This window comes from Peribacillus cavernae, from assembly GCF_003989135.1.
Lineage (GTDB): Bacteria > Bacillota > Bacilli > Bacillales > DSM-1321 > Peribacillus > Peribacillus cavernae.
This window is the reverse complement of sequence record NZ_RYZZ01000015.1, coordinates 118,812-142,146: the sequence shown is the minus strand read 5'-3', so window position 1 is coordinate 142,146 and position 23,335 is coordinate 118,812. Positions and strand designations below refer to the sequence as shown.

The 23,335-nt window shown below is 39.6% G+C and carries 19 protein-coding genes and 1 pseudogene; 3 read left to right on the top strand and 17 right to left on the bottom strand.

The window, feature by feature from the left end:
• Positions 1 to 451 precede the first annotated feature (451 nt).
• The 8 genes from ELQ35_RS12095 to ELQ35_RS12060 form a co-directional block, all read right to left on the bottom strand.
• Positions 452 to 814, bottom strand: a complete 363-nt coding sequence (locus tag ELQ35_RS12095) for a P-II family nitrogen regulator (protein ID WP_126865071.1) — start codon at positions 812 to 814, stop codon at positions 452 to 454.
• Between the two features lie 63 nt (positions 815 to 877).
• The gene (locus ELQ35_RS12090) at positions 878 to 2,104 is read right to left on the bottom strand and encodes an ammonium transporter (protein ID WP_126865070.1); all 1,227 of its coding nucleotides are present in this window, start codon (positions 2,102 to 2,104) and stop codon (positions 878 to 880) included.
• A gap of 196 nt (positions 2,105 to 2,300) precedes the next feature.
• Positions 2,301 to 4,031: a glycine betaine ABC transporter substrate-binding protein gene (locus ELQ35_RS23460; protein WP_126865069.1), complete on the bottom strand. Its 1,731-nt coding sequence runs from the start codon at positions 4,029 to 4,031 to the stop codon at positions 2,301 to 2,303.
• On the bottom strand, positions 4,032 to 5,237 hold the full coding sequence (locus tag ELQ35_RS12080; protein ID WP_126865068.1) for a quaternary amine ABC transporter ATP-binding protein: 1,206 nt from the start codon (positions 5,235 to 5,237) through the stop codon (positions 4,032 to 4,034).
• A gap of 454 nt (positions 5,238 to 5,691) precedes the next feature.
• Entirely contained in the window at positions 5,692 to 5,895 is a 204-nt protein-coding gene (locus ELQ35_RS12075; protein ID WP_126865067.1) for a YbdD/YjiX family protein, read from the bottom strand.
• Positions 5,896 to 5,907: 12 nt separating this feature from the next.
• Positions 5,908 to 7,959, bottom strand: coding sequence for a carbon starvation CstA family protein (locus ELQ35_RS12070; RefSeq protein ID WP_126865066.1), 2,052 nt, complete (start codon positions 7,957 to 7,959; stop codon positions 5,908 to 5,910).
• A gap of 241 nt (positions 7,960 to 8,200) precedes the next feature.
• On the bottom strand, positions 8,201 to 8,458 hold the full coding sequence (locus ELQ35_RS12065; RefSeq protein WP_126865065.1) for a type B 50S ribosomal protein L31: 258 nt from the start codon (positions 8,456 to 8,458) through the stop codon (positions 8,201 to 8,203).
• Positions 8,459 to 8,622: 164 nt separating this feature from the next.
• Positions 8,623 to 8,883, bottom strand: coding sequence for a stage V sporulation protein S (locus ELQ35_RS12060; protein WP_126865064.1), 261 nt, complete (start codon positions 8,881 to 8,883; stop codon positions 8,623 to 8,625).
• A gap of 411 nt (positions 8,884 to 9,294) precedes the next feature.
• On the opposite strand from ELQ35_RS12060, the gene ELQ35_RS12055 reads away from it, so the two are divergent.
• Positions 9,295 to 9,774, top strand: a complete 480-nt coding sequence (locus ELQ35_RS12055; RefSeq protein WP_281278123.1) for a CarD family transcriptional regulator — start codon at positions 9,295 to 9,297, stop codon at positions 9,772 to 9,774.
• 338 nt (positions 9,775 to 10,112) lie between these two features.
• Here the strand turns inward: ELQ35_RS12055 and ELQ35_RS12050 are convergent, their stop codons facing one another.
• From ELQ35_RS12050 to ELQ35_RS23110, 3 genes and pseudogenes are all read right to left on the bottom strand, one after another.
• Positions 10,113 to 11,987, bottom strand: coding sequence for an ABC transporter ATP-binding protein (locus ELQ35_RS12050; RefSeq protein WP_126865120.1), 1,875 nt, complete (start codon positions 11,985 to 11,987; stop codon positions 10,113 to 10,115).
• Positions 11,935 to 13,656 carry an ABC transporter ATP-binding protein gene (locus tag ELQ35_RS12045; RefSeq protein ID WP_126865063.1) on the bottom strand — a complete coding sequence of 574 codons (1,722 nt, stop codon included), beginning with the start codon at positions 13,654 to 13,656 and terminating at the stop codon, positions 11,935 to 11,937. Before ELQ35_RS12045 ends, ELQ35_RS12050 begins: the two co-directional genes overlap by 53 nt.
• A 222-nt stretch (positions 13,657 to 13,878) precedes the next feature.
• Positions 13,879 to 14,029, bottom strand: a pseudogene (locus ELQ35_RS23110) (SDR family NAD(P)-dependent oxidoreductase); the annotation flags it as partial.
• Between the two features lie 144 nt (positions 14,030 to 14,173).
• On the opposite strand from ELQ35_RS23110, the gene ELQ35_RS12035 reads away from it, so the two are divergent.
• Complete coding sequence (locus ELQ35_RS12035; protein ID WP_126865062.1) at positions 14,174 to 14,284, top strand: YjcZ family sporulation protein; 111 nt, start codon at positions 14,174 to 14,176, stop codon at positions 14,282 to 14,284.
• A 131-nt stretch (positions 14,285 to 14,415) separates the two neighbouring features.
• On the top strand, positions 14,416 to 14,523 hold the full coding sequence (locus ELQ35_RS12030; RefSeq protein WP_126865061.1) for a YjcZ family sporulation protein: 108 nt from the start codon (positions 14,416 to 14,418) through the stop codon (positions 14,521 to 14,523).
• Between the two features lie 225 nt (positions 14,524 to 14,748).
• Here the strand turns inward: ELQ35_RS12030 and ELQ35_RS12025 are convergent, their stop codons facing one another.
• From ELQ35_RS12025 to ELQ35_RS12005, 6 genes are all read right to left on the bottom strand, one after another.
• On the bottom strand, positions 14,749 to 16,116 hold the full coding sequence (locus ELQ35_RS12025; protein ID WP_126865060.1) for an aspartate kinase: 1,368 nt from the start codon (positions 16,114 to 16,116) through the stop codon (positions 14,749 to 14,751).
• Between the two features lie 128 nt (positions 16,117 to 16,244).
• The gene (locus ELQ35_RS12020) at positions 16,245 to 17,858 is read right to left on the bottom strand and encodes a sigma-54-dependent Fis family transcriptional regulator (RefSeq protein WP_126865059.1); all 1,614 of its coding nucleotides are present in this window, start codon (positions 17,856 to 17,858) and stop codon (positions 16,245 to 16,247) included.
• A 248-nt stretch (positions 17,859 to 18,106) separates the two neighbouring features.
• A complete protein-coding gene (locus tag ELQ35_RS22620) occupies positions 18,107 to 18,412 on the bottom strand; it encodes a Clp protease/crotonase-like domain-containing protein (protein ID WP_185861750.1) in 306 nt (101 codons plus the stop codon).
• Positions 18,413 to 18,497: 85 nt separating this feature from the next.
• On the bottom strand, positions 18,498 to 19,280 hold the full coding sequence (locus ELQ35_RS12015) for an SDR family NAD(P)-dependent oxidoreductase (protein WP_126865058.1): 783 nt from the start codon (positions 19,278 to 19,280) through the stop codon (positions 18,498 to 18,500).
• Positions 19,281 to 19,466: 186 nt separating this feature from the next.
• Complete coding sequence (locus ELQ35_RS12010) at positions 19,467 to 20,558, bottom strand: LLM class flavin-dependent oxidoreductase (RefSeq protein ID WP_126865057.1); 1,092 nt, start codon at positions 20,556 to 20,558, stop codon at positions 19,467 to 19,469.
• Positions 20,559 to 21,136: 578 nt separating this feature from the next.
• Positions 21,137 to 23,248: a sigma-54-dependent Fis family transcriptional regulator gene (locus ELQ35_RS12005; RefSeq protein ID WP_126865056.1), complete on the bottom strand. Its 2,112-nt coding sequence runs from the start codon at positions 23,246 to 23,248 to the stop codon at positions 21,137 to 21,139.
• Between the last annotated feature and the right edge of the window lie 87 nt (positions 23,249 to 23,335).

Genomic DNA, 23,335 nt, shown 5'->3' with positions numbered 1-23,335 from the left:
GAATTGCTGCTTGAACAAGCAGCAATTCTTTTTTGAAAGCTTGCTAATTCAACGTACTTTGACCTGTTTAAAGATCTCAAATACTCTATAAGTTGAGATTAAGAATTGCATCTAACACAAATCGGTCAATACTTGGAATTAAAAGAGACGACAAAATGAGAAAAGAGACAACAAAACGATAAGAGAGACGACAAAACTTTAACCGAAATAGGAAATGGTTATTTCAACTTATATAGTTCATCGGTGATCACTTTGGTAATATTTAACTGACTAAAAAGTCCATTCTCACACCGCTCTTTTGTCGAAAAAACACACTTGATTAAACACAGACGAAATCGATACAATAACACATAGACCCCTCTTCAGGTAGAAGAAACCACGAAGTCTAAGGAGGGATAAAGAAAACCCCCACCGATAGAAGTTTCACTTTATCTAGCGTCTTGGAGCACGTCTAATTATTGTTCTTTAAGGCAGCGTGCCCCACTTCACCGGTACGGATTTTAATGACGTTTGCGAGCTCATAAATGAGGATTTTTCCGTCTCCCGGCTGGCCGGTATTAAAATACGTTCTGGCAATGTCAATTACATCCTGTACTGGCACTTCACAGACGACTATCTCAATCTTGATCCGGTCATGTAAGGTAATTTCTTTTCTCGTACCTCTGTATGTTTCAATATATCCCTTTTGTAGGCCGGTTCCCTTCACCTCAGAAACCGTTATCCCGCTCACCCCGATTTTGGCCAGCTCCTGTTTAAATTGTTCAAACTTGTTTGGACGTGTCACGATCTCGATTTTTGTTAATACCTCTACCATAGCTTTACCCCTCCCTTTTTTGGGCCGAAATTTTGGTTGGTTTTGTCGCCGGATTTCTGATTTTTAAAAGTTTGTTTCATGGTAAGCCTTTTCGCCATGAAGAGTAATATCCAGTCCCAGTGATTCTTGTTCTTCGTCAACCCTAATCGGCACGAAAACGTTAATTGCTTTTGCAATTACGTAGGTGATGATTGCGATAAAAATATAAGTGGCCACAATCGCAACTACTTGTTTCCATAACAAGCTGAAATCGCCATAGAAAAGTCCATCCGCACCAGCGGAATTTACAGATGTTGTTGCAAAAAGACCAGTAGCGATACCGCCCCATGTACCGCCTATTCCGTGTAAACCGAACGCATCTAACGCATCATCATACCCAAGCTTCTTCTTCAAATAAGTGACACCCCAGAAACATACGATGCCTCCGACAAGGCCGATAATAATCGATGAGGCAGGAGTGACAAATCCGCAGGCAGGAGTAATGGCAACCAAACCTGATATCGCACCGGAAAGGCCGCCCAGCATCGTAGGCTTTTTATTAACAAAGTATTCGATTAACATCCAGCCAAGGATACCGGCAGAAGCCGCGATTGCCGTGTTAACAAAAACAGTCATCGCAACATCGTTTATTGTCAACGCACTTCCTACATTAAAACCGTACCAGCCAAACCAGATCAATGTTGCACCTAAAAATGTTAAGGGGAGATTATGAGGCGAACTGGATTCAGAATCCTTCCTTTTTCCTAACAGAATCGCCAGCACCAACCCGGTCACACCAGAGGAAATATGAACAACATTGCCACCCGCGAAATCAAGGGCTCCAAGCTCCCTTAACCAGCCGCCGACTCCCCATACCCAGTGCGCTACCGGAGCGTATGCAAGTAAGGACCAAATCACGATAAATACGATAAAGGCAGAAAAGCGCATACGTTCAGCAAACCCGCCCGAAATGATAGCAACGGTCAACACAGCAAAAGTCATTTGGAACATCATGAACATGTTATGTGGAATTGTGGCACTGTATTCAGCATTAGGTTCAAAGGAAACACCCTTCAGCCCAACCCAATCGAAATTGCCTATAAAGGCATTGCCCCCTGTGGAGAAAGAAAGGGAGTAACCAATCAAAACCCAAAGAATCGATACAATCGCAATTGGCATATAGCTGTGCATTGCAGTACTCAGCACATTTTTACTTTTGACCATTCCTCCATAAAATAATGCAATTCCCGGAGTCATAAGCCAAACCAGCAATGTTGCAATAAACATAAAAACTGAATCACCCATCTGCATCTTTTTTCCGCCCTTTCAAAACACTTTTATTTAAATGTTATATTTTATAACATATTTATGTTACTAACACTATCATACATTCTTAAAGGTAAAGTTTCAAGTAAAATTTTATAACTATTCGGATTTAATGTTATGTTTTATTACATCACTTTAAAACAAAAAAGATATCCGGATTCCGGATATCTTTTTTGAGACATTATTTTTTTAAGTCTTCAATTGAATCAATTTGCATATATTCAGGAACACTTAATCCCAGTTTCGTTCCTTCTAAATTTGCCCCGAGATCGACCAATTCATTTTTGTATCTCTCGAAATAATCAGCATGAGTGGTTGGAAGCCATGCTGCTACCATGGCATCAGCACTTCCATCTGCTATCCCGGCAAACATCGGGCCAGCCTCCACTTGTTTCATATTGACTGCATATCCATGCTGCTTCAATACTTCACTGATAACATTGGTGCTTGCTATCTCAGATTCCCAGGCAACATAGACAAGGACAATTTCCTGTCCGTTCCCTTTCTCCGCGCCCTTTGTCCACTGCTGTACGGCTTTAGAATGAGATTTGGCCCATTTCTTTGCTGCCTCTTTTGGATCCATGCCTTCCTGGATATCTACCATTACTTCTTCCATATCACTGGGTTTCCAATGAAACTGGTCTAACACCTTATAGGCGCCGGGAGCTTCCTCTTCAAAGCCGCGTTTAACAACCGTATGGATGTTTTCACCCTTCCCATAAGAACCTTTTGGATCTTCCAGGTACTTTAAATCATATTTTTGGTACATCCAATGCGGCGTCCAACCAGTAATAATAATCGGTTCTTTGTCTTCGTACGCTTTCTGTAGTTCAGCTGTCATGGCAGTCGAAGATCCTTCCTTCAAGGTCCAATCGGATAATTTATAATCCTTCATAGCCTTTTCGGTCGCTTTCATCAAACCTGCCCCTGGATCTATACCCGTGATTTCATAATTTACTGTATCACCAACATTGTCAGAAGATGCTTTTTCCGTTTGTGCTTCTGTGATACCGAAGTAGGCGAATGCAGCAACGAAAACCGCTGCCACTATCCCAAATACAATGGTTCGGTTTACCTTATCTGCATATGCAGGCTTTCTTAGGTTTTGTGAAATACGGTCCAGAATAATAGCAATGATTACGATGGATAAGCCCGCTTCAAATCCCTGGCCTACCTGAATCTGCGTAACGGCCCTGTACACCTCGGCCCCGAGTCCCGGCGCTCCTACCAAGGATGCAATAACAACCATAGAAAGAGATAGCATAATGCTCTGGTTAACGCCTGCAAGAATGGTTGGCGCGGCCAGTGGAATTTGAACTTTAAAAAGTCTTTGTCCAGTTGTAGAGCCAAAAGCTTCTGAGGCCTCTATTAAATCCCCAGGCACTTCCCGAATACCCAGGTTTGTCAATCGTATCGTAGGAGCAACCGCAAAAATAACAGAGGCGATGATACCTGGAACGACTCCGATCCCAAAGAACAAGATGGACGGAATCAAGTACACAAAAGCGGGCATCGTCTGCATAAAGTCCAGAATTGGCATGATTATTTTTTTTGCTGTATCACTTTGGGATACCCAGATACCGATTGGAATGCCTATCAATATCGTAATAATTCCTGATGATAATACAAGTGCCAGCGTATCAATTGTCGCGTCCCAATAACCCAGATTTTCAATCAACAACAATGAAATAAACGTAAATAGTCCCAGCGTCCACCTGCTCGTATACATTGCTAAGAGAGTCAGGATAATAATCAGAATCAAAGGAGGACCTGCGCCAAGAACCTTGACGAGTATATCCAATATCCACTCTATTGCATTCGTCAAGAAATCGAAAAAACCGCCAAAAGCAACAGTGATCCAATCGACAAGCCTGTCTATCCAGGACCCCAGAGGTATTTTTGGTACATTCATTTAATCACTTCCCATTTCATTTAAAGAATCTCTATTTCCTGCAAGCGCACCAATAACGGCGCCTCTAATAATGATTCCTTTTAATCGGTTTTCATCGTCTACCACTGAAAGTGGCAAACTTGAGGTAGCAATATCCTCTAATAGATCGGCAATCATGACCGCTTCACCAACAGTAGGGATATCCTTTGTCATTGCTTCTGCAATGGCTTGATTATTCTGGATCGCAAGGGACGCCTGTTCTGCTGTTAATGCTCCCAGCAGCTTTTTCTTTCTGTCCACTACGAAAATCATCGAATAGCCCTGCTCCCTCATAATTTGCAGAGCAACACGCGGGCCCCTGTCGACTGATATTCTTTCCGCTCTTTTCATGACATGTGAAGCAGTGAGCACTCGTGATAGGTCCACATCCTCAACAAAGCGTTCTACGTATTCATTTGCTGGGTTCATCATTATTTCTTCAGGGGTTCCGAGCTGGATGATGCTCCCATCTTTCATTAAGGCAATTCGGTCACCTATCCGTAACGCCTCATCCAGGTCATGAGTGATAAAGATGATCGTTTTCTTAAAGTTTTCCTGGATTTCGAGCAGCTCATCCTGCATATCCTTTCGAATGAGCGGGTCAAGGGCACTGAACGCTTCATCCATTAAAAGAATATCAGTATCGCTGGCCAGCGCCCTGGCAAGTCCCACCCTCTGCTGCATACCGCCGCTCAGTTGGGAAGGGAACTGATGTTCATATCCCTTTAAACCTACGACTTCCAATGCCTTCATAGCTTTTTCTCTTCGTTCTTTAGGAGGTACTTTTTGAACCTCAAGTCCATACTCCGTGTTCTCTAGAATCGTCTTATGTGGAAAAAGCGCAAAGTTCTGAAAGACCATGCTGATTTTTTTCCTTCTCGTCTCCCGTAAGCGTGCCGGATTCATCTTTACAAGGTCTTCCCCATCAATCAAAATTTCACCTGAAGTAGGGGTAATCAAGCGGTTAAACATTCGGATCAAAGTTGATTTCCCGCTGCCTGATAATCCCATGATCACGAAAACTTCTCCGGGAAAGACCTCAAAATTAGCTTTGTTCACACCGACAGTATGCCCTGTTTCTTTTAAAATGTCCTTTTTGGAATATCCTTTTTTCAAAAGATCAATTGCATTCTTTGGAGACTTCCCAAAAATTTTTGAAACATCCCTTACTATGACATTTGGTTTCATCGTATTCCTCCATTCATTTTGCGGCCCCTTTACTTATTTATACTTTTAATGAAATGATTGTTCATTAAATTGGAAAAATCGGGACTTTCTTATTAAAAGATTGTTCAAAGTGGAAGTTTTTATTCCTAAGTGGCACGGCATGCGATTTTGAAAGCTTTTGTGTGAAGGACAGCAGATTATGAACGAGTAGCTTAAATGCCGAGGAAGAAATAAAAAAACAGACTAAAACATGTTCCCTCAAGGGAGTATGCCAGCCTCATTACTAAAAGATAACATTAAAAAAAAGCAGAGTTCAACCATTTAGGATTACTCTTACTATTTTATATAGTGCAATTATTCTAATATCTCCAACATACTAATTACATTACAAGCTATATTTTTGCATAATAAAAGGGTTTCCATGATGAGGAAACCCTTTTTAATCAATCTCAACTATTTATGTTTCTCACTTATATTAACAGCAGCGTGATATTTTACCGCCCTTTGCGTTGAATCTTTCTTCCTGTGCTTCGCAGAAAAACTCTTTTCGGTTTTTCACATGCTTGCCGGGATGATGCACTTGCATATGTTCCACATATGTTTCATAGGATGGCACACCGACCAGCAGGCTAATAAATTGTTTACGATAGCTCATAATCTCTGATAATTTTTTATACATGATTTCCTCCTTTTAGGCGCGAGGTCTATATGTCGTTTCGTGAAGAGTCACTTTCTGGTTCTTCAGCACCTTAATCCATAAGCGGATAGCTGAAATCAAAACAGTAATAACGACGAGCATGAAAATCCCACAAAGTGCAGCGTCTACATAATCGTTAATCATCACCTGTCTCATCTGGGCCATTGACGCAGCTGGCGCCAGCACGTCACCCTTGTCGATCGCATCCTTGAAAATCTGTGCATGTGATAAGAAACCAATCTTTGGATTTTCATGGAATAACTTTTGCCAGCCTGCAGTCAACGTTACGACTAACAAAAACGTTGTAGGCACAAGCGTAATCCAAGTATAGGCTTTCTTTCCCATTTTAAATAGAATGGTAGTTCCAAGCAACAACGCAATTCCAGCAAGCATCTGGTTTGAGATACCAAATAACGGCCATAAGGTGTTAATCCCGCCTAACGGGTCAATAACGCCCTGGTATAAGAAATACCCCCAGCCGGTTACACAAATCGCAGTAGCGATAACATTTGGCACCCATGCATCTGTCCTTGCAAACGGTTTATACACGGTGCCTATGATATCCTGAATCATAAAACGCCCGACACGGGTTCCGGCGTCGATGGTGGTTAAGATAAATAACGCTTCAAAGAGGATCGCAAAATGATACCAGAATGCCATCAATGCATCCCCGCCTATCACATTTGAGAAAATAACAGCCATTCCGATCGCAAGCGTTGGAGCTCCCCCCGTACGGGATAGTACTGTTTCTTCTCCGACTTTGTCCGCGAGCTCTGTTAAATCGTCCGGTGTCAGTTTGAAGCCCCAGTCGGAAATTGTTGCAGCAGCAGTAACAGCATCAGGGCCGATTACAGCTGCCGGACTGTTAATTGCAAAATAAATTCCTGGTGTCAAGACACAGGCAGCGATCATTGCCATAACCGCAACGAAGGATTCAGTAAGCATCGCTCCGTAACCAATCGAGCGCGCATGCGATTCCCGTTCAATCATCTTAGGAGTTGTTCCGGACGAGACGAGTGCATGGAATCCGGAAACCGAACCGCAGGCAATTGTAATGAATAAGAACGGGAATAGATTCCCTGAGAAAACAGGCCCAGTGCCATTCACAAATTGAGTGACTGCTGGCATTTCCAGATTCGGTGCCACGATAAGGATTCCTAACGCTAAGCCCACAATCGTTCCAACTTTTAAAAATGTACTTAAATAATCACGCGGAGCGAGCAGCAGCCATACCGGCAGTACCGATGCTACGAACCCATAGGCGATCATCATAAGTGCAATCGTTTCACCGCTAAATGTGAACATTGCTGCAAGAGTAGGGTTTTCAGATACGTATTGGCCGCCATACAGGGAAAGAAGCAATAATACAATCCCTATTATCGAGGCTTCGCCCACCCGTCCAGGGCGTATGTAACGCATATAAATCCCCATAAAGACAGCAATTGGAATGGTTGCCGCAATCGTAAACATCCCCCAAGGACTTCCCGTCAGTGCTTTTACAACTACGAGAGCAAGTACTGCCAATAGGATAATCATGATTCCTAAAATACCAACCATTGCAATCAACCCTGTAACTGGGCCAATCTCTTCTTTAATAATTTCACCAAGTGATTTCCCGTTCCGGCGCATTGAACCGAACAAAATAATAAAATCCTGTACGGCACCGGCAAAAACAACCCCGACTACTATCCAAAGAGTCCCGGGCAAATAGCCCATTTGCGCAGCGAGGATTGGACCGACAAGCGGACCCGCACCGGCAATGGCTGCAAAGTGATGGCCAAAAAGCACCCATTTATTTGTCGGCACATAATCTTTTCCGTCATTATTTGCTTCTGCTGGTGTTTGCCGTTTGTCATCTAACTCAAATACTTTTTGTGCAATAAATTTACTATAAAAGCGGTAAGCAACTGCATACACACAAACAGCCGCAGTCAGAATCCAAATTGCATTGATGCTCTCTCCACGCTTAAGGGCAACAACGCCGAAGCTAACAGCCCCAAGTGCAGAAATTACTCCCCAAAGAAGAATTGATTTAAGCGCTTTCACTAATTCCCCACCTCTCTGATGTCGTTTCCACTTTGTCTCTATTAAGATTTTCTCTGAATGCCAGCCCTCCTCTCCATTCAGAATTATCTATCTATTTAGAATTATATGTCACCCCTCGTTTCAAAAGCAATTTATTTCTAAATTTAGCTGCTTAAAAGCGAAAACTTGTGCCAACCTTCTCTATTTCGCTAATCTTTGATCTAAAAAAAGCCTGCATCGTTGTTAGATGCAGGCTTCAGTATTATTCATTATCATTTTTTAGATTGTACTTTTGCATAAAGCGTTCAGCCCTTCCACCTTTATCGGCAAACTTTTGTCTTCCGGTATAAAAAGAATGGGTATCGGAAGTGACTTCGACCTTAAGCAATGGATAGGTGTTTCCATCTTCCCAATCAATTGTTTCTTTCGATGATTTTGTTGATCCGCTTAAAAACGTAAAGCCGCTGTTCATATCCATGAACACGACTTTATGATATTCAGGGTGTACTTTCGTTTTCAAAATTATCACCTCAATTCAAATGATATTTTTATTATAAACGGAATCATTACGATTTACAAACCATCTGCTTATTTTGGTTTCTTTCTTTATTTAGCATTTATATTATGCGCAAAAAGACTAACCTGCTTACAGAAGCGTGAAACAGGTTAGTCTTACAATGCTCTTTATCTCGGTTCAACGATCAACTTAATAGCTGTCCTTTCCTCACCATCAATCAATAAACCTGTAAAAGCAGGAATACAAATCAAATCCATTCCACTTGGGGCGACAAATCCTCTAGAGATCGCCACTGCCTTTACTGCTTGATTTAACGCACCTGCCCCGATAGCCTGGATTTCTGCGGTTCCTCTTTCTCTTAGAACACCTGCAAGTGCACCGGCTACAGAAGTAGGATTAGATTTTGCTGAGACCTTTAATATTTGCACTCCTAGTCCTCCTTGCTTTTCCTTAGCTTTTTGAAGCAATGTTCAATAGATATTAATTCTTTTTCTCCTACAGGGAAGACAAGGGCTTGCTGCAGACTGTCTTATTGACTTTCAATATTCAAAACGACCTCCTGCTCAGTTTATGCAAATGGTTTAATATACAGAACAAGTCAAAGGAATTTACCTTTTTGGATGATTGCAGGGTTGGCGAAGGATGTGTTGAAGATCGAAAATCCTAGGCAAAGAGTTGATTACAACCGTACCGATACAAAATAATTTATTGGCTCATTTATTTTATATTTGTGCAACAAAAATATTGACATTTGTCATAAATAAGTGTTATTATATAAAATTTGATTAAAAATCCAAATCATGATATCATTAAAAGATACGATATAGGAGGTTGATTATTTGTTTCAAATTGGCGATAACATTATTTATCCGATGCATGGAGCAGGTGTAATTGAAGCCATAGAAGAAAAGGAAATTCAAGGAAAAAGACAGGAATATTATCTGATAACAATTCCTATCAGCAGTATGCAAGTAATGATCCCTCTTGCTAAAGTAACATCTTCTTCAATAAGAGCGGTTTCTGATAAACTTGCCATGAAAAACGTATTACACATTTTTCATTATGGAGAGTCTGATACTTCATTATCTTGGAAAGAAAGATATAAACTAAACTCGGAGAAGTTGAAATCTGGTAAATTACAAGAAGGTGCCGAAGTGTTACGTGATTTAACGCGGATACAAAATCAAAAAGCACTTAACTCCAGTGAAAAACAAATGCTCCTTACTGCCCGGAAAATGTTAATTAGTGAACTCGGATTAATAAATGGAATTACAGAAAACCAAGCAACTGATCTGCTAAGCACAAGCAAAAATGTCTAGAATCTTCAGCGCAAATCGTGCTTCAACTGGTAATGCTTAAAGTGTTCTTCTAAAAGCATGTATTGATTAAAATACTTTGATATATTTAATAATAACGGTAACATCTTCGGACCTTTTCGCACAGTAATCCCCTCTTGCCATTTCGATGAAATCTTTTCAATATTCATCTCGTTTACCCTCAAGTTAGATCCCTTGATTATATCAACTGCCCTTTATTATTCTCATTACCCATTTTTCATCATCAATACACTATATTGAGTATCTTTTTCGAGATACATTTTACCAAAAAAAAATCTATGATTTCGTGGGTGGTGAGATCCCATGCAAGTCCTTACCTTTCAGCCGCTCAAGTGTCCTTTATCATGCAGTTGACTATGATAGAGGCCGTAATAGAAGCCTTTATCCCTCAGAAGTGATTCATGGCTGCCCTTTTCAAGAATAGTCCCTTCCTCCAGGACAAAAATTTGGTTAGCCTGCTGAATTGTATTCAGTCTATGGGCAATTACAAAACTGGTTCTTCCCTTCATCAACCGCCTCAGGGCTTCCTGGATTTTTACTTCGGTTATGGTATCTATGCTGCTAGTAGCTTCATCGAGGATTAAAATGGTCGGGTCGGCAAGGATTGTACGAGCGATGGAGAGCAACTGTTTCTGCCCCTGACTGATTCCGCCGCCATCTTGCTTTAAAACTGTATCAAATTGTTCAGGCAGTTTCATGATAAATGAATAAGCATTTGCCAGTTTCGCGGCCTGTTCCACTTCTGCGTCCGTTGCTCCCAGCCTTCCATAACGGATGTTTTCACGAATGCTTTTCACAAATAAAAAAGAATCCTGCAATACAAAACCCATATGACGCCGCAGGCTGCCCCTTCTAACGTTGGCAATATCGTGCCCATCCACTAAAATTCGCCCGCTGTCAGGGTTATAAAAACGAGACAGCAAGTTGATGATAGTCGTTTTTCCGGCCCCGGTAGGCCCGATAAGCGCCACGGTTTCACCACTGGAAACATGGAAGCTGACATTCTGTATCGTATTCGCGCCTTTTTCATACGAAAAAGAGACATGTTCAAAGTCAACGTTGCCAGCAACTTTCTCAAGATCTATAGCCTGTTTTTCATCCTTCTCTTCTTTTTCCTCATCGAGGATTTCGAATACCCTTTCTGCTCCGGCTACTGCTGAAAGGAGCGTGTTAAACTGATTGGAAAGATCATTTAAGGGCCTGGTAAACTGTCTGGAATACTCTGTGAAAACCACAATCGTCCCGATCGAGATCAATCCCTTCAAGGCTAATAAGCCTCCAATGCCGGCAATAATCGCAAAGCTCAAGTTATTTAATACGGTCATCAGTTTTGGAATGAATCCTGAATAAGCCTGTGCTAAATATCCCGACTGTTTCAGTTTACCGTTTCGTTCCATAAAAAGGCCGGTGACCTTTCGTTCCTGGGAAAACATCTTTACGATCCGCTGGCCTGATATTGTTTCTTCAATAAAACCATTTAATTCACCAATATTTCGCTGCTGTTCTTTAAACAATTTCCCCGTCCTGCTGGTAATCCACTTCATTCCGGCGAACATCAACGGAACGATCATCAGCGTAATAACAGTTAGCAACGGACTTAGCCAGAGCATCACGCCCACTGTCCCGGCAAGCGTCAGGGCACTTGAAAAAATTTGAATGAACGAGCTATTCAGGGTAGAGCTGACGTTCTCCATATCGTTTGTGACACGGCTCATCAATTCTCCATGCTGGCGATGATCGAAAAAGGGAATCGGCAGTTTATGCAGATGCTCAAATAATTGATTGCGCATCGTCCTAACCGTATCCTGGGCAATTCCTATCATCCAGAAGTTTTGCAGCCATGTTGAAAGCGAGTAAAAGAAATAGACGCCAAGCAAAGCAAGCAATAGTTTAATAAAGCCACTGCTATCTCCAGTCATGATATAGTCATCTATCGCAGCGCCTATGAGGTAGGGTCCAAGCAGTCCGAGAGCCGAGCTTGCGAAAACCATCAAAATAACAAGGCCCAATAAACCTTTTTTACCAGCAAGGTACACCCAAATGCGTTTTACTGTCGCGCTCCAGTTTTGTGGTTTTGACTTACTTTTAAAAGCAGGATTGGTTCTGTTATTTGAACTAGATGGAGCAGGTACCCGTCTCACCTCAATATGCCTCCTCTCCGAATTGTGATTGGTAAATTCTTTGGTAAAGAACATTGTTTCCAAGCAACTGGGCATGGCTTCCCTTTGCAATCAGCCTTCCATCTTCCATAAGCAAAATGGAATCCGCCTCTATCGCCGTACTGATTTTTTGGGTGATGATCAAAGTAGTACGCGTATATTCTTTCAATGCATGAAGCAGTTTTGCCTCTGTATGTAAATCAAGGGCGCTTGTGCTATCGTCCAACAAAAGAATTCTCGGCTCCCTTACAAGCGCCCTGGCAATGGACAAGCGTTGTTTTTGACCTCCAGAAAGATTGACACCCTTTTGGCCCAATACTGTGTCATATTGCTTTGGAAACTTCATGATCGTATCATGAATTTGGGCCCTTTCGGCAGCTCTAATGATTTCATCATTCTTCGCATTTTCTTTTCCCCATATGATATTTTCCCTGACAGACCCTGTAAAAAGGTGAGCTTCCTGGGGAACAACGCCAATTTGATTTCGCAAGCTTGCCAATTTAATCGTTTTCACGTCCTGTCCATCAATCATTACCTCACCTTTATTGGGATCATAAAGGCGCGGAATCAACTGGAACAGTGATGTTTTCCCGGATCCAGCGGCACCGAGGATTGCAACTGTTTCCCCCGGTTCAACTATAAAAGAAACATTCTGTAAAACAGATGTTTCTGTGTCCGGATACTGGAAAGAAACCGTCCTGAATTCTACTTTTCCTGCTTTGATTCCTGTTGATGTATCCATATTCTCCGAGTCTAGCAGATTAATTTCTGTATCAAAGACTTCATTGATACGTTGTGAAGAGGCTCGTGCTCTTGAAAACACCATGATCAGCCAGGAAAACACAGAAAAAGATGCGGTAATTCTTGTAGCATAATTTACGATAGCCACAACTTCCCCTACTTTAATATCCCCTGCAGCGATGTACCTGTTGCCAAACCATAGGATGAAAATGGTGCTGATATTCATGACCAGCAGCAATATCGGCATTGTTGTTTCTATCAATCTTAAAGAGGATACCGTTTTCCTTTTTAGTTGTTCATTCACATCCTGAAAGCGATTGATCTCAAAATCTTTCCTGAGGAATGCCTTAATTAAGCGCATACCCATCAAGTTTTCGCGCATGACGATGTTTACTTGATCCAGCCTCTCCTGGACAGCCTTGAACCTCTTCCCGGCTTTACCCATAATCCAGACAAGGAAGAAGAGAAGCACTGGAATGGAGAATAGAAGGACTAACGCTAATGTAACATTTACAACCAGAGCCATGATGGTCCCTCCGATAATAAGCAGCGGTGCCCTCATCATGACTCTTAAGCCCATAAAAACGGTATTTTGGATAATGGTCACATCCGTTGTCATTCTCGTGACAAGCGAAGATGTCGGAATTTGATCCAGATTTGCATAGGAGAAAGCTTGGACTTTCTCAAACAAACTTTTTCGCACGTCATAACCAAAGCTCTGGCTAACATGAGAGGAAGCAAATGAATTGACGATTCCTCCAACGAAAGCCAGAATCGAGATTCCAACCATGACCCCGCCCCAAAGATAGACTGTCGAAAGGTCCTTCTTGATTATGCCTTCGTCAATAATTTTCGCCATTAAAATAGGCTGGATTAGTTCGACGCCCAATTCGAATAACATCAGGAAAAGGGCAACCGTCATAGGAAGTCTGTATGGTTTTAGGAAAGAAAATATTTTTTTCATACTATCCACCTGATAATCTCCTCGTATTAGTACTATGGGAATGGTAAAAGGACATGTTATACCCGAAATTCAATTTTATGACCGAAATCGGTGATAATACATACACATTCCCAAGTGCCTCAATACCTTTTCAATTAAAAAACCTATTATCTCGAATTCTATGGTTTTACTACTAATCATACATTTTTTAGTCTGTTTTTTAAACAGTTGAAAATGGCTATAATTTACCCGTATGCCTTTATCTGCGACATTGTTTGCCAATGCACGGGTGAAACCAATGATGGCTCCTTTTGTCGATGTGTAATCAATCAATTGTTTATAACCGAAACGTCACAATGGAGGATGTATTAATGATGGACCTGCCCGCTTTTAAAAGTCTTTTTAGGGGCATAACCATTTTCGAAACACCCTCCCAGTTATCCCAATTCTCTTTAGGATGGATTTTTTTACTCAATAGCCCTGCCAATATCTTAGCTTTGCTCATAATTTATTATGTATAAGAAAAGGGGTGGATTTAATGTCTGATGGTTCTGGTGGATATGGAGCTGGTTTTGCGCTAATCGTTGTATTATTTATTCTGCTTATCATCGTAGGGGCTGCTTTTGTTGGAGGCGGCGGCGGATATTAAAAATTTCTGAAACAGAGGGCTTAGAAACGAGTAGCAAGAACAATATTATTATTTCTTCTAAAACGATTTCCTAAGCACGGTTACTCTGAAGACTCATAATTTATTATTGTAAAAGGAAAGGGGTGGATTTAATGTCTGGTTCTGGTGGATATGGTGCTGGTTTTGCGCTAATCGTTGTATTATTTATTCTGCTCATCATCGTAGGGGCTGCTTATGTTGGAGGCGGCAGCGGATATTAAAAGTTTGTGGAACAAAGGGCTTAAAGACGACTAGCAAAAACAGTGTTGCTATTATTACGAAAACGATTTGTTAAGCATAGTTACTCTTAAAATTTTATGTATTTCAGCTTGTAGTAAAGCCTATTGATAGCTTTACTACAAGCTTTTTTATTAACCTAAACGGGTCTTTCTCAATACAATTTTAAAGAATCCGCAGCATCGTCTTGTTTATTTGCAATGGTTCGTTTATTTTAATACAGTGGCCTTGCTGAAAAATTCTTCATACAAAGCCTGGATTGCTTTTGTCTCATCCTTGTTTTTCACACCGAACATCATACTGACCTCTGAAGAGCCCTGATTGATCATTTCAATATTAACCTTTGCTTTCGCTAACGCTTCGGATGCTTTCGCGGTTGTTCCTACATTGTGGCGCATGCCTTCTCCTACAACCATAATAAGCGAAAGGTCATGTTCTATCTTAACTTCATCTGCGTGAAGTTCCTCATAAATTCGGGATACAATCTTATCCTCAAGATCTTGATCCATCTGGCGCTGCCTTAAAACGATGGAGATATCGTCTATTCCAGAGGGGACATGCTCATAGGACAGGCCACTTTCCTCTAAAATCTGCAAAAGCCTGCGGCCGAAACCAATTTCCCGGTTCATTAGGTATTTGCTCACATAAATACTGCAAAAGCCACTGTCACCGGCGATCCCGATGACAGGCCCGTTCTTATTATCCCGCCTATTCACGATTCTCGTTCCTTCAGCGGCCGGATTATTCGTGTTCTTTATATTCACTGGAATTCCCGCACGAAAAGCAGGAATCAACGCTTCATCGTGGAATACGGAAAAACCCGCATAGGAAAGCTCACGCATTTCACGATAAGTCAGTTCTCGAATTTCCGTCGGATTATACACGACATTTGGATTGACAGAATACACCGCATCAACATCTGTAAAGTTTTCATACAAATCTGCCTTTGTTCCATTTGCGAGAATCGATCCGGTTATATCAGAGCCGCTCCTTGAGAATGTAATAACCTCCCTGTTTTCACTATAGCCGAAAAATCCAGGAAAAACGATTATGCCAGACTGTTCACGCAATCTATATAAAGCATCATACGATTCAGGAAGCACTTTTACATAGCCTGGTTCATTGCTGACAATAAGCCCTGCTTCCCAAGGGTTTACATATCTTGCGTCCAAGCCCTGGCTTTGAAAATAAGCAGCAATTAGCTTGGCATTATTATCTTCTCCACTTGCTTTCACAGCATCCAAATATCTTTCAGGATTACTTTTATCGCCTTTCAGCAGTTCATGAAGATCTGTCCGTATTTGTTCGGTAACTGATTCTGGCAGATGTAAATCTTGAGCAATATTATCATATCTACCCACAATAGCATTCTCCAGTTCCACTGCTTCGCCATATTCCAAATGCTGTCCGGCACACTCAATCAATAAGTCCGTTACTTTTATATCATCAGAATGGCGTTTCCCCGGTGCAGAAACAACAACAATCCTTCTCTCCGGATCAGAAACGACAATATCCAAGACCTTTTTCACCTGTACGCCTGATGCCAGCGAAGAACCGCCAAATTTTACAACCTTCATTCTTACATCCCCTAATTGTTAAAATTCACAGTAAAAATATAATTTCTATTATTACCTTTTTCAGAAAAACAATCAAGGGGAGATTCCATAATGTACGGACAAACGTTCTCTTATGAAAGACTACAGATTCAACCAATTTGATCTTTTTCTAAATTGTATTCCTTTATCTTATTATATAAGGTCTTTCTTGTTATACCTAGCAATTTGGAGGTCTTTGAAATATTGCCCTCGTAAACCTCAAGTGCTTTTCTGATAGATTCTTTTTCTACTTTTTCCAAAGTCGTTAACTCCAGGTTGCATTTCAAAAATATTTGTTCCATCACTTTTTTCGGAAAGTGTTCTAAAGATAGTCTTTGGCCCTGCCCTAATACCACAGCTCTTTCTATATAATTTTCTAACTCACGTATATTACCCGGCCAATGATAAGATTTTAAATAGGATAAAATTGTCGGATCATGATCGAGGTTGTTTTTCCCTAATTGGGTTGAAATTTTTTTTAACAGGTGGGTAAACAATTCAGGAATGTCTTCTTTTCTTTCACGAAGAGGAGGCACTTCAATCATAATAATTCCTAATCTATAAAAAAGATCTCTGCGAAAGTCATTTTCTTCAACTAACGCTTCCAGCGGTTGATTGGAAGCCGCAATTACTCTAACCTTGACTGGAATTGGATCTATACCGCCGACGCGGGTTATCTCATTTTGTTGTAAAACACGAAGTAACTTAACCTGCATATCTTCTGACATACTATTAATTTCATCTAAAAATAAGGTTCCGCCATTTGCTAATTCAAATTTCCCGGGTTTCCCTCCCTTTCTAGCCCCGGTGAATGCACCGTCATCGTAACCAAATAATTCACTTTCGATTAGCTGATCAGGAATCGCGCCACAATTAACTGCTACAAAGGGCCCACCACTTTTACTACTTGCATTATGTATTGCTTGTACAAACATTTCTTTTCCTGTACCACTTTCACCTTCCACTACAATTCTTGTGTCTGTCATTGATGCTACTTTAGCCATCTCAATTGCAGATCGAATAGCCTTACTTCTTCCGATAATGTCTTCAAAAGTAAAATTGCATCTCATAGAGTTACGTATATATTTATCTTTACCAAATATTTTTTCTTTATATGATAATTCTTTCTCAATTGCTTTGGACAGTGATACGACCATCCCTAAAGTATGTGTATGTTTTAGCGAGAAATGTCCCGAAAGTGTTAGAACTCCAATAAGCTTTCCTTTCATGTCATGTATCGGAGCTGAAGTGCAAGTCCATTGATGAAAAAGTATGTTATAATGCTCTGGACCCCCAAGCTGGATTGGTTTGTTTGTGCTAATTGCTAGACTGATTGCATTAGTGCCTGCACTTTCAGAACGGTTTGCACCTATTTCAAAATTACTCTTTTTCGCATGATTGACTACTTCTTTATCCCCCCTAACATCTAAAACATTCCCTTTATTATCAGTCAATACAAATATAAAGTTCGTCTCTTTTATCAAATCGGTAATTAATTTTAAAAATGGAGAAACAATATCTATTAAATATCGATTTTTATTAATTAATTCTATTATTTCGGATTCATTTAACAAAAGAGGCTTTTTGAAAGGGTTTACATTTAATTTACGACAATTAATCCACGATTCCGCAACTTCCTTTCTCAAGTGGTTCAAATCATTTCCGCCATTGATAAATTTCTCCCATTTGTTATACAATTCTTTGTATGAATACTCACCTTTCAAGATAATCACCTCACATATTCTAGAGAGTTGGATAACTAAAATGATAATGTTCTTTTGATAATAAATTAAAAAATGACAAATTTCTGACCTTTTATTATAATACCAAATATTTGATAAGTAAGACAGTAGATCTTTCTCATATTCTTTTACATATTACTTGGGAGATAATGCTCTTACAGTCAGGTAAATGGATAATGTCTGCTTTATTATTCAAATTATCTCATCCCCATTTCCTGGATGTTCATTTATCATTTCCCAATAAAATGAGGTTCCCTTTTCTCAAAAAATGCCTTCTTCCCCTCATCGTGGTCTTGTGTTTGGTACATTAATGCAGTTATATATCGATGATAATCTACTGATCTCTCCATTGATTCTCCGATACTTTGGCTTATGGCTTTTTTCATCATTCCGATTTGGCCAGTAGGAGCCTTTGAGAAACGTTGGGTCCATTGGTTAACTAGTCCTGGAATTGCTTCTTGTGAAGTTGTTAAAAAAAATAAAAGTTTGAAATAAGAATTGATTAAGCGTAAATAAAAGGAATGTTTGATACCCATTCCTTTTATTTAATACTGATACTATGTTCAATTTGTGGCTATATAAAAAGTGTGATCGCTTACCTAATATTTTTTTCGATCAATGTCAATATCCTCTTACTCCTGCTAATTGTCCTCCATCAATTCTATGGTCTGTACCAGTAATAAAAGAGGACTTGTCCGAAGCCAAAAACAGCACTAAGTTCGCAATATCCTCTGGCTTCCCATAGCGGGCGAGTGGAATGGCCTGAGTAAATGCCTCTCTAGCAGCTGCAACATCATCGGGTGCAGCGGCACTTTCAAAAGTGCGCATTATTCTTGTGTCTACAGTAGATGGATTAATATTATTAACTCGAACTCCGTACGGGGCCATTTCTAATGCAGCTGTTTTTGTTAAACCGTTAACAGCGTGTTTAGACGCAATATAAGCACTAACACCAGCTATTCCATTTAAGCCGGAGATAGAAGATGTATTAATAACCGATCCGGATTTCTGGTCACTCATGACTCGAAGTACATGTTTTAATCCATAAAAAACTCCCATAACATTTACGTTTAACACAGATTCAAATACATCCGAAGGATAATCAGTAAGCGGTACAATCTTTCCCTCTATACCTGCATTGTTAAAAAAAACGTCAATTCGTCCGAAGGTTTCTTTTGTTTTTGTCACATACCCTTCTACGTCTGCTTCTTTCGTAACATCTGCTGCAACTAATAAGTACTCTCCTTCTATTAGATTTAAATCTTTTGCTGTAGATTCTAACGTATCTTGTTCCAAATCAACTAAAACGACCTTTGCTTCTTGTTCAACGAAAGCCTTAACTGTTTCTTTACCAATTCCCCCAGCTGCACCTGTAACAACAACAACTTTTCCAGAAAAACTCATTATAGTCCCTCCTCTATTTTATAAAAATCTATTTAATTCATAAATTAAAGTGTTTACAGTGAAGTAATTAAGAGGCTCTGGGATGTGAAAGATACCCACCTGAGGACTTGCTTTTTCAGCAATTCCTGTGACATCGTTCTTACCTTTTATGTTTCATTAATAAATAACAACCTAATCAAGAAAGAGTTATATTGTTACTTTTGATAATCTTTTTTCCACTCTTGGCAGTACTTCCTCCTTTAATAAACGCATTGATTTTTTCCACGCTTCAGGTTCTTCACTATAATCGTAGCTAACTACAAGTAAAGTTCCGAAACCGCCAACCTTCTCATAAAGATCTGCAAATTTATTTGCAACCGTTTCGGGTGAACCGACCAACCAGTTATGTTTTGCAACATATTCTGCTGTAATTTCATTATCCTCTACGGAACTTTCATGTTTAAATACTGAAACTCCTCCAAGGAGTCTAAACAGAGGTAAATAATATTCACGATAATGTCTACCCATCATAGAATTTAATGATCCTTCAAGTGCTTCCTCATCGGTATCTGCCACAAACACATCACGTGTAATTCTCCACTCGCTGCGTTGCGGGTTTCTTCCGCTTCTTTTTGCCCCTTCTTCGACATCCTTCCAGTGACTAGCAATATACTCGAGGTTATTTCCAAGACTCATTGGAATAAATCCCTTTTCTCCTGCCATTTTTAAAGTTTCTGAACCTGGACTAAGTCCAGTTACACCAATTGGCGGATGAGGTTTTTGGTAAGGTTCCATATGTGGTTTTAAGATGTCATTGCCCTTTACTTTATTTGCGTTCCAATACTTTCCTTTAAATTCAAAGGGTTCTTTTTCTTTCCAAAATTTCAGCATAATTTCTAGTGCTTCCGCTGTCATCTTTCTATTTTCTCCATTTTTACCATCAACATCAAACGTCTCATAATCAGTTGGCATCGCCCCTGCACCTATTCCTAGAATTAATCGTCCTTGGGCAAGGTGATCAAGATAGGCAACTCGGTGAGCTAATTCTACTGGATGATGATAAGGTAACAGGTGGGCACCAGGTGCAAGCTTGATTTGCTTCGTAGATTTAAGAGCTTGAGCAATCATTAAGTCAGGAGCTGGGATGGGCTCCCATGTTGAAGTGAAATGCTCTCCAATCCATGCCTCATTGTAACCTAATTGATCCGCCAATTGGATCACCTCTAAATCCCATTCCGTAGCATCATAAGGGTTTCTTTCTGGTGGATGTGATGGCTGTAAAAACATTCCTAACTTCATTGAAACATCTCCTTTAGTATTTTTTAGTTACTCATATAAGTAATATGCAGGATTTGTGCCAAGTTTATATAAGCTCCATGCCAATCTCTAATTCACTTTTTTGAAATATCTTTTGTAACTTTTTTGTCTGTTTTTTTATTAAGAAGAATACTAAGATGTTTAATTCGCCCTAGTGTTGTAACAAGCACATTTTCAAATAACTAAATTAATCCCTTAACTCCAGATATCAAATAAATTAATTTATTAGAAAAGTAACTAAATAAAATTTAGTATCAACTAATGATATAAGCTTGTTTTTTCTAAGTTTGAGAAAGCTGATGTCATATAAGAAAAAATGTGAATTTATGAGAAAAGGTGAGAATTTGTGAGAAAAGGCGAGGAATGTTGGTCCAGTCGGGTAAATACTTGCCGACCTTTCAGATACCCCGTCATAGGAAAACCTGTCAATCCTTCTCGTTTATGGGAGGATTTATACTTCGGCTACAGCACTTTAAAGGGTAAAGTTACTGGGTGGATTTGAACCACCTAGATTGTGTGACTGTTGGGTACACCAAAAAGTGATAAGTTATTTACACTTATCACCTTGATATTTTATATTTTTGTAATTTGCGATAAAATGTACTCATCGGCATACCAATAAATTCCGCAGCTTTTGATACATTTCCCTCTGCTTGTTCCAATGCCATAACCATTTTATCTTTCACATTATTTTTATAGTTTTTTAATGAAATAGAATTAGTAAGCAGATTCCCATGAAGAAAATAAGGAGAAAAGTGAGAAAGCTGAGGCTCGCCATCTTCGGCTAATACTTTCATTTTTTCAAGAACATTGAAAAGCTCGCGAACATTTCCAGGCCAATGATAATTCACAAGGTAATCCATTAAATAATCTGAAAATTTAACATCCCAATCTTTTGTTTTGAGAAAGTGGTCTACCAAACTTGAAATGTCTGCCTTTCTCTCTCTTAGTGGAGGAAGATTTATGTTAAAAACATTTAAACGATAAAATAGATCTCTTCTAAACTTCCCCTCTTCAACCAGCATTTCTAATCTTTTATTTGTTGCAGTTATAATTCGAACATCAACAACCCTTGCTTTGCTTCCCCCAATCGGAACGACTTCCTTTTCTTGCAAAACACGCAATAAAGCAACCTGCATCGATAAGGGCATATCACCTATTTCATCAAGAAAAATTGTTCCACCATCAGCCTGTTCAAACTTTCCTTTATGCCCTTTTTTTCTTGCTCCAGTAAAAGCTCCTTCCTCATATCCAAATAATTCACTTTCCAAAAGATGTTCAGGAATACTACCACAGTTAATAACAATGAAAGGTTTATTTTTTCTTTTACTATTCAAGTGGATAGTTTTAGCAGTAATTTCTTTTCCTGTTCCGCTCTCGCCATGTATGTATACTGTAATGTCTGTTTTTGATGCTTTTTTCAAATCATTAATAACTTGTTCGAACTGCTCGCTTTTCCCCTCTTCACCAGCAAACTTGAAAGTGCTGCCATTATGTGCCTGCATCTTATGATCTTTCTTTATTGCCACATGGATTTCATATCCGTATAATTTCCCATCCATGTGAATAGGGATTCTAATCTTTTCCTTAAGGCCGATCTCCTCCAATTTAGAAACATTCGTTTTATACTCTTTCATTTCATCCTTAATCATGTCCATAATAGAAGAACTTGCTGCAATGAAATAATCGTCACGATCACAAATAATGATGGATTGTTCCCTATTACTCTCTATTTTGTTATAAGATGCTTGAAGCAGTTCCAACCTTTCATTCTCTTGATGCAATTTCCATTGTAGTTCAATTGCATATGCTGTTGAAACGGCTATACTAAGCAACTTTAAATCATGCTGCTTTCTTGTAGTAGAAATAGCTAAAACTCCTACTAATTGACCCTGGTTATTTTTTATTGGCGCAGCGGAACATGTCCAGTTATGAAAAGCTGCAGAAAAATGCTCTACGCCAGCAACGTGAATAGGTTCATTAATTTCCAAGGCAGTACCGATTGCATTCGTCCCAAGCTCTTTTTCATTCCATTGTCCATTAATTATATTGAAATCCCTTGCGAATTGGATAGTTTTATCTTCTCCATGTCCCTTTAATACATGCCCTTCTGAATCTGTTAAAATGAGGATTGTTCCTGTTCCTTTTAAAAATCCGTCCAACGAATGAATATAAGGACTTGCCAACTGTAATAAGCGATTATTTTCTTTTCTTTTTTTCAAAAGATCCTCATAGCTTAAAAGATGAGACCCTTTTTCAAGATAAGGGTTTACATTATTTTTTTTAGACCGGTACCACGACTCTATAATTCTGTTGGAAAGCCTGGAAGTATCCAAAATTCCCTCATCCACAAAACGCTTCCACGTACTCTTTGTAATGATTAAATCATTCAAAAAAATATCATCTCCCTTAAGTCTTGGAATTAGACTTTGCCCTAAGATAAAATATTTTCTGAAATTTTCTGAATTTATAAAATTCTTATTATAATCATATGATATTTTTACTGTATTATCAACGTGAATCAACACTTTTTGGAAAATCAATTTTAAATCTAAATGATAGTCAACGAATTTCGAAAAGGCTCTAACACACATAGTCCGATCTTCAAATGAAGGAACCCCACTCTTACTAAGTTGTTGAACAACTCCGTTTTGACCTCCTACCCATGACACTATCCAAACGCCGGGATGTATTGTACCTTTAAAACCCTATCTTTTTAAATATTCAATCGGCCTGCCACCGACCTTATTGGTGTCGTT